This is a genomic window from Taibaiella chishuiensis, from assembly GCF_003014535.1.
GTDB lineage: Bacteria > Bacteroidota > Bacteroidia > Chitinophagales > Chitinophagaceae > Taibaiella > Taibaiella chishuiensis.
This window is the reverse complement of the sequence record NZ_PYGD01000002.1, coordinates 537,966-549,545: the sequence shown is the minus strand read 5'-3', so window position 1 is coordinate 549,545 and position 11,580 is coordinate 537,966. Positions and strand designations below refer to the sequence as shown.

Below are 11,580 nucleotides of genomic sequence, written 5' to 3'. Positions count from 1 at the left end.
CAACACCTGAACCCGGTATCGAAAAAGTCTATGAAAAAATTTGGTTCACTATTTGCTGAACTAACAAAACTTACTATCTTTGCATCCGTATCCACCAGGATCACGCATACCATATGGTCTTAACTGAAAAACAGAAAGAGCTTATCGAGCAATTTGGCGTACTGAATGAAAAGTACGGATTGCCGCCCGCAGAATGCCGGGTGTGGGGGCTTTTCCTGGTGGCCGATAAAGTAGAACTCACCTTCGACGAAATCAGGGAAACGCTGAACCTGAGTAAGAGCGGCACCAGTAATGCGCTCCATACCCTGCAGATGACCAACCATATCGAGTACATCACCAAACTCGGGGACCGCAAACGTTATTTCCGGTGCCGGATGAGTAACTGGACCCAAATGACCCAGGAGAATTTCGCAAAATTCGACGACCTGAATGTGATCCTGAAAGAGATTTTAAAAACCCGGAGCCCCAAAACAGAAGCCTTTAACAAGGACCTGAAAAAGGTGACCGAATTCCTGGACTTTATCTATAAGGAGATTACCGTTGCCATTCAAAAATGGGAAAAGAGAAAATAATTTTTTTTGCTTTAATTGGTTCAGTATTTACTGAACAAACTAATAAATACTGAATAAATAAAACAAATGAAAACGAAAGTCATCCGCTACGGGCTATTGTTCCTTTTACTGGTCCTGGAGTATTACTCCCGGGCGCAGGCGGCGACCTCCTTCAGCCTGGAGCAGGCGGTACAATACGGCGTACAGCATCACCCCAATATCCGCAAGTCGGATTATGAACTGGACAAGTACAACCAGAAATTCAGGGAAGCGTTATCCGGTTACCTGCCACAGGTCAAAGCCGATGCGGCTTATACCCGCAACCTGCAGCTGATCACACAGATCATACCAGGCGAGTTTATGGGTAAGCCCGGGCAGGACGCCGCCGTACAATTCGGCACGAAATATAACGGCTCCGCCAATATCGACGTATCGCAAACCCTGCTCGATTTCGAAAAGATCAGCGATCAGCAAATAGCGAAACAACAGGCGCGTATCGGCTTGCTCGATAAGCAAAAGACGACAGAGCAAATCATCTACGATATCGGCACGGCATACAATGTAAGCCAGGTGGCCTTCCTGCAGCAACAGGACATCAATGGCAACCTGTACAAAACAGATTCGCTCATAGCCGGCACGCAGTCGCGGCTCGACAACGGCTTTGCCCAGGTCCTGGACCTGAAACGCCTGCAACTGGAGCGCAGCAACCTGCAAACACAGCTACAGAACGCCCGCCTGGCCTATGAACAAGGCATCACATTGCTCAAATACACCATGGCCTTTCCCCTGGAACAGGCGCTTTACATCGATACCCTGGCCCGCCCCGCCCTTACACAGGAAAGGATCAGCGGGGAACTGCCGGCAAATCCGGTGGCACTGCAATTGCTCACCGCCCGGGACCAGGTAACGGAGCTGAGCAGGATACAAATGCAACGGGCCTACCTGCCCAAACTGTCGGTCAATTTCAAATATGGTTTACTGGCCCAGCAAAACGATCCGAACCTGTTCCGGGCTAATACGACCTGGTATCCCAATTCGCTGGTCAGCATTAAACTGTCCCTGCCCGTTTTCGATGGCAACTATACCGATGCCAGGATAAAACAATTGCGGCTGGAACACCGTCAAAACCAATTGGACATTGTGATACAGCAAAACACCGTTGCCAAAGAACTGCGGTTGGCCAAAGACAAACTGATCATCAATACGGCCAACAGGAGCAGTACCGCGGCAAGCAGGACGCTGGCAGAAGAAGTGTATGCCCTGTCCTATATCCAATACAAAAATGGCTATACGACCTTAAAGGAATTACTCGATAATCAAACGGCGGTACGCAATGCCCAGAAGGCTTACCTGGAGGCTATCCTGGAAGAGCAATCGGCCCGGCTGGAACTGCTGAAGGCTTCCGGCAACCTGCAGTCGCTTTTACCATAAAACGGAAAAGGCCCGTTGCACGGGCACTGGAGCGTATTACGCCCGATTGTCCCTTAAAACATAACAGATGAAAAAAATTAAAAAGAATTTCGCAGCCCTGCTCACCGGCGCTGTACTACTACTGGCGGTAGCTTTCACGCTGGGTAACAACAAAAAGAAACTGGATGCCAAAGCGGCGACAGGCAGTACCAAAACGATTGTATTTCCAGTAACCATAGCCACCCCGCAATACCGGGACCTGGGTAGCACTTATACGGCATCGGGCTTTTTTGTCCCGGTGAACTCGATGGCACTGACTTCCGACATCACCGGGCGTATTACCAGCACCTCTTTAAAAGACGGGGTAAGCATTACAAAAGGCCAGGTGCTGGTTTCGGTATACAACGAAGCAGCGCATATCGAAAAACGGCAAAACGAAATCGACCGGCAGCTGGCGGCACAAACGCTACAAAAAGCCAAAACCGACCTCGCAAAAATGGAAGATATGCTACAGGCAAATGCCATAACCGGCCGGGAGGTCGAAGAGCAACGTTTAAGCGTGGAATCGGCCCTGTCGAAGCTCCGGAACCTGAATACCCTCAACCGCGCTACCACCATTACGGCGCCGATGTCGGGCACCGTTCACAAAGCCTATGTACAGGCCGGCAGTTACCTCAGCCCGGGGACAGTGGTCGCCGACCTGGTCGACAACTCCTCGCTGAAACTACAGGTATTGCTGCTGGATAAAGAGGTGAGCGCGCTGGGCATCGGTAAAAAAATAGCGGTGAGCCCCGATCTCTACCCCGGCTACACCGTAACCGGTACAGTGGTCTATATCGCAGCCCAGGCCGATGCCAACCGGAATTTTCCCGTAGAGATACAAATACCCAACAGCAACACTTACCCCCTGAAAGCCGGTATGAGCGGCGTGGCGCAGATCAGCAACACCCATCCGCAACAGGCGCTGATGATACCGGTACAAAGCATAGTGGGCAGTTTCCAACAGCCGCAGGTTTATGTACTGCAAGGTAATACGGCCGTGCTCCGTAAAATCACGACCGGGGTGGTACAGGGCGAAAACATCGTGGTACTGGCGGGACTTACAACTACCGACCAGGTAATCCGTACCGGGCAGTTGAATATCAGTAACGGATCTGCGGTGCAGGTAATCCCATAACAAATTGTAACAGTCATGTCGATAACAACATTATCCATAAAACGGCCATCGTTTATCATGGTCATTTTCATAGCGCTTACCTTCCTGGGCATTATCAGTTATTCCTGGTTGAACTACGAGCTGACACCCGACATGTCGATGTCTTTGTTCAGCGTGACCACGGCCTATCCCGGCGCTTCGCCCGGCGAGGTGGAGACCGGTATTACCAAAAAGATCGAAGACGCGGTTTCCGGTATCGACAATATAGATGCGATTAAATCGACATCACTCGAAGGCCTGTCCCAGGTAACGATACAGCTCAAAACAGACGCAGATGTGGAACAGGCCATGCAGGATGCGCAGCGCAAACTGAACGCAGTAACCAAAGACCTGCCCGCGGCAGCGAAACCACCAGCCATCGGCAAGTTCTCCATGACCGATATGCCGATCATGCGTTTTGGCGTTACGGCCCGTATGAATCCTACCGAGCTGTATGCGCTGATCAAAGATGAGATCAAACCGGACCTGACGAAAGTAAAAGGTGTAGCCCGGGTCGACCTCGCCGGCGGCGAGGAACGGGTTATCAAAGTGAACATCAACCGGGCCAGGGCCGAACAGTACCAGGTATCGCTGCTCCAGGTAAACCAGGCCATCGGTAACGGCAACCTCGAATTCCCCGCAGGCAAACTGTCCAACGATCAATCCGAGACCAGTATCAAACTGAAGGGCAAGTATCAATCCATAGCAGACATCAGGAACCTTGTGATCCGTACCGATCCGGCCACGGGCTCCAGGATACGCCTGTCGGACATTGCATCCGTGGAAGACGGCGTTAAAGACATCAGTACCTATAACCGTATCGACGGTAAAAACTCGATCGGCCTGCAACTGATCAAACAAAGAGATGCCAATACCGTAGCCGTAGCGAAAGCTGTAAAAGAAATACTCCAAGCCGTCGAACAGCGATATGCCAACCGGCAACTGAAATTCGATATCGCCAACGACAGCTCTGAATTTACCATAGCAGCCGCCGACCTGGTGATGGTCGATTTCTTCCTGGCCATCGTGATCGTAGCAGCCGTGATGTTATTGTTCCTGCACAGCCTGCGCAATTCCCTGATCGTAATGATATCGATCCCCGCCTCGCTGTTATCGGTATTTATCGCCATGAACCTGTTGGGCTATACCATCAACCTGCTGACCCTGATGGCCATCTCGCTGGTGATCGGCATATTGGTAGACGATAGCATCGTGGTGCTGGAAAACATTTACCGGCATCTCGAAAAAGGCAAGGACAGGGTACAGGCCGCTATCGACGGCAGGCAGGAAATAGGGTTTACTGCGGTGGCCATTACCCTGGTGGATGTTATCGTGTTTTTGCCCCTTACCCTGGTGGGCGGAATCATCTCTAATATGCTGGGCCAGTATGCCATGGTGATCGTTATCGCCACGCTGATGAGCCTGTTCGTATCCTTTACCCTTACGCCTTTACTGGCTTCCCGCCTGGCCCGGATCAGTCATCCTGCGCCGGGTTCCCTGCCCGGCAGGATACGCAACGCGTTTGAAAGCCGGCTGGATAAGATCACCCATAGCTATGGCCGCATGCTGGCAAAGGCGTTGGTAAAAAAGAGATGGGTGCTGGGCAGCGCCCTGGTATTGATCTTCGCCTCCTTTCTATTGGTCGGCGGCGGGTTTATCGGAGGAGAATTTGCCGCCAACGGCGACAAAGGCGAAGTGCTGATCAACCTGGAACTACCGCAGAGCGCTACGCTCCAACAAACCAACGAGATGGTAAAAAAGGTAGAGACCATCCTGTTCCAAAAGCAGGAAGTACAAAAAGTATATGCCAGCGTGGGCACCAGTTCGGGTACGATGGGTGGCAGCCGGAACACCCAAAACAAAGCGGAGATCAATGTAAAGCTGGTGCCCAGGGAGCAACGCCGGGAATCCTCCGACCTGTTTGCCCATTATACCAAACTGCAACTGGAAAAGGTATTGCCCGGCGTAAAGGTAAATTCGGCCATTATGAATATGATGGGTACCTCCAACGAGGCGCCGGTATCGCTGGTGGTATCCGGTAACGATCCCGATAAGATTTATGCGGCAGCCCTGGCGATCGCCGGTAAACTGAAAACCATCAAAGGCACCTCAGATGTAAAGTTATCGGTAGAAAAAGGCAGCACAGAGTTACAGGTGCTGATCGACCGGGATAAAATGGCCGGCCTGGGATTGAGTATGGATGCGGTAGGCATGGCGATGAATATCGCGTTCAGCGGCAATACCGATGTCAAATACAGCGAACAGCAGAAAGAATATGATATCGATATTGCCTACGACAAATTCGACCGGGGCAATGAAGAAAGCCTGCGCAACCTGTCCTTTATCAATGCAGCCGGGCAATCGGTAAAACTGGCGCAGTTTGCGCAGTTCCAATACGGCATGGCCGCCAAACAGCTGGACCGGAAAGACAGGATGCCCTCCGTAACCATTACCGCCCAGGTACTGGGCGTAACACCGGGCGCGATCACCGGCGAGCTGGACCCGTTTATCCGGCAGGCCCGGTTCGACAAGGATGTCCATATCGATGCGGAAGGCGAGATGAAGTATATGAAAGAAACCTTCTCCAACCTGGGCATGGCGCTCATTGCCTCCATATTGCTGGTCTACCTGGTTATGGTCATGCTCTACAATTCCTTTGTATATCCTTTCGTCGTATTCTTTTCGATACCCGTAGCCATTATCGGCGCCTTGCTGGCATTGGCCCTGACGATGCAGACCCTCAACTTCTTTTCCCTGCTGGGTATGATCATGCTGATCGGCCTGGTGGCCAAAAACGGTATCCTGATCGTCGACTTTACCAACCAGTTGAAAGCAAAGGGTAAAAACACCGTAGAGGCCCTGATTATAAGCGGTAAGGCCAGGCTGCGCCCGATACTGATGACGACACTGGCCATGATATTCGGCATGTTGCCCATTGCCCTGGCATCGGGCGCGGGTTCGGAATGGAAGAACGGGCTCGCCTGGGTATTGATCGGCGGCTTGACCAGTTCGATGCTGCTCACGTTGTTTGTCGTACCCTCGATCTACCTGCTCGTCGACCTTATGAAAGGCGATATCAAAAGAAAAGAGATCAGGCCGTTCATCGACGCTACAGATCCGGACGCGCCCATCCTGGATACGTTGTAAATCACCTTGTTTTTTCAACGAAAAATCTTCATAAAATAAAAACTGAAATCATGTATCCCTTAACCACGGAAGATAAAAAGCCGGATATACAGGCCAACACGGCGACACCGGCTGCGCTCAAAAAAATACTGGCGGCCGTATGTATTGCGCTGATGGCCGTAATCGCTTCGGTAAGCGGCCTGAATGTGGCCCAGCCGATGCTTGCCATGACCTTCGATGTATCGCAGAATACGGTATTATGGATCATCAATATATACACCCTTACCCTTGCGGCCTTACTGTTGCCGCTCGGGGCGGCCGGCGACCGTATAGGCCGCAGGAAAACGTTAGTAGCAGGGCTTATCGTATTCGGCGTGGCCAATGTACTTTCGGCCCTGGCCACCAGTGCCGCCCTGATGCTGGCGGCACGCCTGCTGACCGGTATCGGCGCGGCCCTGATCATGCCCGTTACCCTGGCCGTTATTACCGCAACTTTTCCCAGGGAAGAACGCTCCAAAGCCATCGGCATCTGGACCGGGGTGGCCGGTGGCGGCGGCATACTGGGCATGTACCTGTCGGCGCTGCTGGTCGATGTGGCGAGCTGGCGCTGGTTATTCCTGTTGCCCGTTGTACTGGCCCTGATAGCGCTGGTCCTGGCCATCCGCTTTGTACCGGACTCGGCGGAGCGGCCCGTTCACAGCTTCGATCGCAGCGGGGCGCTACTGTCGGTACTTGCGGCCACCGGCATTATCTATGGCCTGCACGAAGCCCCGGGGCAAGGCTGGGGCTCGCCTATGGTCCTCTTCAGCCTGGCTGGCGGTATCATCAGCGCCGCTGCCTTTGTGTATTGGGAGCTGCGTCATAAAGCGCCCCTGCTGGATATACGCCTGTTCCGCGAACGGGGCCTGTCGGGTGGCTCCGTGGCGCTGCTTACCCTCTTCGGTGTGCAGGCTGGTATCCTTATCGTGCTGTTTCCATTCTTCCAGGGCGTGCTGGGCTGGTCGGGCCTGCAGGCTACCCTGGCCATGCTGCCCATGGCCCTGTTGATGATGGCCGGTTCGGGCATTGCCCCAAGACTTGCCAAACACCTGGGCAGCCGGTATACTATGGCCTCGGGTATTGCCCTGGTAACGCTGGGTGTATTGCTGATGGCCGGTTTCGTATCCCTTACAGGCGGCTACCTGTCTGTGCTGCCGGGCCTGATCCTGATGGGACTGGGTATGGGTTTTGCGATGACGCCATCAACGGAGGCCATTACCACATCCCTGCCCCCGGAACGCCAGGGCGTAGCCTCTGCGCTGAATGATATTACCCGTGAGCTGGGTACGGCCCTGGGAGTAGCATTGCTTGGCCCTTTGGTTACCGCCGGTTACCGGGATGCTATAGGATCTGGCCTGGCCGGGCTTCCGGGCAAGATCGTGGCCACCGCACAGGAGGGACTGGCCCATGCCCAGGCCATAGCGCCGGCCACAGGCAGCCAGGCGGACGCCCTGATGCGGGTTGCAAGGGCCGCCTTTGTAACCGGCTGGCAACAGGCCATGTGGGTAGGCGCCGCCATCCTGGTCCTGCTCTTGTGTTATATCCTGTTCAGAGGCCCCGTAAAAACGACGGTATTCGTCGGCCAAAGCGATCTGCCTGCCGATGACTCGGCGACCACAATTCTCTAAAAGCGCTGACAGGAGCGGGATACCGGCTACCTGCACCGAATCACAACTTAAACGAATGACCCTAAAACAGCCCTATAAGTTAACCGCAGCGGCAGGCACAGCCATCGTAATCGCCAATATGGTAGGCACCGGCGCCTTTACCAGCCTGGGATTCCAGTTGAAAGACCTGCAAAGCCCGCTGGCCATACTGAGCCTGTGGATACTGGGCGGCCTGCTGGCCCTGGCCGGTGCATTCAGTTATGCAGAGGTCGGCACTTCCATCAAAAAATCGGGTGGCGAATATGCTTTTCTTTCTGAAATCTACCATCCGTTAGTGGGTTACCTGTCGGGCTGGATCTCGCTCACGGTGGGCTTTGCAGCTCCCATAGCGCTTTCGGCCATTGCCTTTAGCCGGTATTTCCCCGTTACAGGCATCGACACAAAATGGATAGCCATCGTAATGATTGCCGGCATTACCTTCCTGCATACCCTTACCCTGCGCACGAGTTCGCGGCTCCAGGTGATCACAACTTTATTTAAGATTGCCGTGATGGCCGCACTGATCCTACCGGGATTGATCATGAAAGGACATGCTGCAGTTGAGTTCTCCCCGGACGCGGCGTATTACCGCGACCTGCAATCCGGGGCCTTCGCCATTGCCCTGGTTTATGTCAGTTATTCTTATTCGGGCTGGAATGCCGCTGCCTATATCTCCGAGGAGTTCCGCAACCCGCGCAAAGCGCTGCCCCTGGCACTTATTGGCGGCACGCTTATCGTGACGCTGCTGTATACCCTGCTACAGTTCGTTTTCCTGAAACATACGCCGGTAGCGGCACTCGCAGGACAATTGGAGGTTGGTGCAATCGCTACAAAGAATATGTTCGGCGCAACAGCAGCGCAATGCTTTGGCCTGGCGATATCGCTATTGCTGGTATCGGGCATCAGCGCCATGGTTTGGGTAGGCCCAAGGGTTACTTCGGGTATGGCCGCCCAACACCGCTTATGGCAATACTTCAGACCCGACGCCAGCGGTATTCCCCGCAGGGCATTATGGCTGCAATTTGCCATCAGCCTGCTGCTGATCCTTACCGGCACCTTCGAACAGATCATGGTCTACTGCGGCGTATTGCTTACCCTATCTACTATGATGGTGGTTGGCGCCGTATTTATATTACGTTTAAAGAAGCAGTCCGAAACGGCAGGTACCTATCGCAGCCCCTTATTCCCCTTATTCCAGGTGTTATACCTGCTGCTTTGCGCCTGGATGATTTGCTATACGATAAATAACCATCCCCTGGAAACCCTGACCGGGCTGGGCAGCCTGCTGGCCGGTATCATCACCTATGGGATCAGCAAAGCCCTGGAGCCTGCAAAGCATAACAAGCGCGCCCCGGAACTATAAACCCTACACCATTTTTTTACCGCCTAAAATAAGACACAATGAAAACTTCAAAAACAATCTTTCCCGCCGCAGCGATCAGCCTGCTGCTCTCCTTATCGCCGGCAGGAGTTAAGGCCCAGCACGCGGCACAGGCCTTTTCCGACAAAGAAGCAGTCGCCAAAATGGCAAAAAATTTCGAGTCCCCTGCGCGGGACTCCATGCAGCAACCGGGCAAAGTACTTCTATACCTGGGCGATATCCGGGATAAAACGATCATGGACCTGGGTGCGGCAACGGGTTACTTTTCCCTGAAGTTCGCCGCTGCGGGCGCCCGGGTTATCGCGGCAGATGTAAGCGATGCATTCCAGGAATACCTGCAGGAGCGCATTACAAAGGATAAGATCCGGAATATAACGACGCGTAAAATCCCCTATGATAACCCGCAGTTACAAGACCAGGAAGCGGACCTGGTATTCGTAGCCAATACCTATCACCATATTGAGGACAGGATTGTGTATTTTGCCAAAGTAAAGCGGGGGCTGAAAAATGGCGGTTGTCTTGTGATCCTGGATTTCTTCAAAGCCAGGTTTACGGAAACGGTACAAGCCCCGGCAATGGCCATGCGTGCTTCCGTAGACGAAGTCGTGCTGGAACTCAGGCAGGCAGGTTTTCAATCGTTCGATGTGGAAGTAAACCTCCTGCCCTATCAATACATCATCAAAGCCAGGTAAGCAAATGACAGAATTTTGGGAACAAAGTTTCCGGGACAAACAGGCCATGTGGGGCCAGGAGCCTACACAGGCCGCCCGTGTGGCTGCAGCAACCTTCGCCGCCAAAGGATTTAAAAATATACTGGTACCCGGTATCGGTTATGGCAGGAACGCGCAGGCTTTCCTGGCACTGGGCATGCAGGTAACCGGCATCGAAATTTCGGCTACAGCCCTCGGGTTGGCTACACAACAATACGGCACTGCCCTGCAGCTCTATCACGGTTCCGTAACGGATATGCCTTTCGACGATAAACAGTACGACGGTATTTTCTGTCATGCGTTAATCCACCTGTTGGATGCGCCGGAACGCGCAAAACTAATCGCCGCCTGTTATAACCAGCTTGTGCCCAGGGGGCTCATGATCTTTACAACCATTACCAAAGCCTCGCCGACCTATGGCCAGGGCACGCTGATCGGCAAGGACCGTTATGAACAATTTGGTGGCGTCCACATGTTCTTTTACGACCGGGAAACAATAGCGGAAGCCTTTGGCCCCTATGGCCTGACCGGCGTTGAAGAGATCACCGAAAACCTTCCTTTTTACCAGGTTACCTGTTGTAAAACATCCGCCTGAGGGAATCTCTCCTCAGCCAACGTAGCGTAACCCGGCCGGTCTCTGAACTGTGCCGGGTTACGGCAATCTGGCGCGTATTACCGGGAAGGTCAGGCCAGGCCATCGGCTCCGGGGTATTTTTACGAAACGAGTACAGCCGGCCGCCTGCAGTCCTGCACCTTTGATGAAAACAGGTTATAATACCGCTGCTTTCTTCTGGACCGGTTGTCCTGTTCCTTAACGGAAATGCTCCAGCAGTTCCCGCCTGTAGGTGTTGCCTACCGGCAGGCTCAGACCGCTGTCCAGTACCACCAGGCCGCCCGATATTTTACTGATCCTGTGCAATGCCACGATGTAAGACTTGTGTATACGTTTAAAATACTGTTTATCGAGTTTTTGCTCCAGCTCGGTAGTGGTAATCGGGCTCAGGTAAACCTGGTCACCGGCAAAAACTTTTACATAATTGCCCAGGCTCTGGATATGGCTGATGCTGCTGTAGGGCAGCCGGATAAAATCGCCTTCCACTTTAAGCACAATACCGTCAGGAGCAGACACTGTCTTTTCCGCTTCCGGCGCCGGCGCCCGGCGTAACCTGGAAAAAACATTATCGATCGCCGCCATAAACCGGGGCATATCAAAGGGCTTGACCAGGTAATCGACTACCCGGTATTCATAACTCTCCAGGGCATACTCGCGATAAGCGGTGGTCAGGATCACAAAAGGCGGATGCGCCAGGGCCTGTAACATTTGCAAACCCGAGAGGCCGGGCATATTGATATCCAGGAAAATAAGATCGACCGGGTTACGGTACATATAATCCATGGCCGCGACAGGATTATAAAACGAGGCTTTAAGTTCCAGCTGTTTCAGATCCTTGATATAATGACGCAACACCAGGTGTGCGCCTTCTTCATCATCTACGATGATACACCTAAGTATATTATGCAT

The 11,580-nt window shown here is 53.1% G+C and carries 9 protein-coding genes; 8 read left to right on the top strand and 1 reads right to left on the bottom strand.

All coding sequences use genetic code 11. The annotated features are described in order from the left end of the window. The first annotated feature begins 113 nt into the window (after nucleotides 1-113). From B0I18_RS09820 to B0I18_RS09785, 8 genes are all read left to right on the top strand, one after another. Entirely contained in the window at nucleotides 114-572 is a 459-nt protein-coding gene (locus B0I18_RS09820) for a GbsR/MarR family transcriptional regulator (RefSeq protein WP_106522503.1), read from the top strand. A 66-nt stretch (nucleotides 573-638) separates the two neighbouring features. After that, a complete protein-coding gene (locus B0I18_RS09815) occupies nucleotides 639-1,982 on the top strand; it encodes a TolC family protein (protein WP_106522502.1) in 1,344 nt (447 codons plus the stop codon). A 67-nt stretch (nucleotides 1,983-2,049) separates the two neighbouring features. After that, nucleotides 2,050-3,138 (top strand): efflux RND transporter periplasmic adaptor subunit, encoded by a 1,089-nt coding sequence (locus B0I18_RS09810; protein ID WP_106522501.1) that lies wholly within the window; start codon nucleotides 2,050-2,052, stop codon nucleotides 3,136-3,138. Between the two features lie 15 nt (nucleotides 3,139-3,153). Further along, on the top strand, nucleotides 3,154-6,303 hold the full coding sequence (locus B0I18_RS09805; protein ID WP_106522500.1) for an efflux RND transporter permease subunit: 3,150 nt from the start codon (nucleotides 3,154-3,156) through the stop codon (nucleotides 6,301-6,303). Nucleotides 6,304-6,353: 50 nt separating this feature from the next. Further along, complete coding sequence (locus tag B0I18_RS09800; protein ID WP_106522499.1) at nucleotides 6,354-7,949, top strand: MFS transporter; 1,596 nt, start codon at nucleotides 6,354-6,356, stop codon at nucleotides 7,947-7,949. Between the two features lie 55 nt (nucleotides 7,950-8,004). Further along, a complete protein-coding gene (locus B0I18_RS09795) occupies nucleotides 8,005-9,330 on the top strand; it encodes an APC family permease (protein ID WP_106522498.1) in 1,326 nt (441 codons plus the stop codon). 38 nt (nucleotides 9,331-9,368) lie between these two features. After that, nucleotides 9,369-10,040 (top strand): class I SAM-dependent methyltransferase, encoded by a 672-nt coding sequence (locus B0I18_RS09790; RefSeq protein ID WP_106522497.1) that lies wholly within the window; start codon nucleotides 9,369-9,371, stop codon nucleotides 10,038-10,040. A gap of 4 nt (nucleotides 10,041-10,044) precedes the next feature. After that, nucleotides 10,045-10,653, top strand: coding sequence for a class I SAM-dependent methyltransferase (locus B0I18_RS09785; protein ID WP_106522496.1), 609 nt, complete (start codon nucleotides 10,045-10,047; stop codon nucleotides 10,651-10,653). Nucleotides 10,654-10,869: 216 nt separating this feature from the next. Here the strand turns inward: B0I18_RS09785 and B0I18_RS09780 are convergent, their stop codons facing one another. After that, nucleotides 10,870-11,580: a LytR/AlgR family response regulator transcription factor gene (locus tag B0I18_RS09780; protein ID WP_106522495.1), complete on the bottom strand. Its 711-nt coding sequence runs from the start codon at nucleotides 11,578-11,580 to the stop codon at nucleotides 10,870-10,872.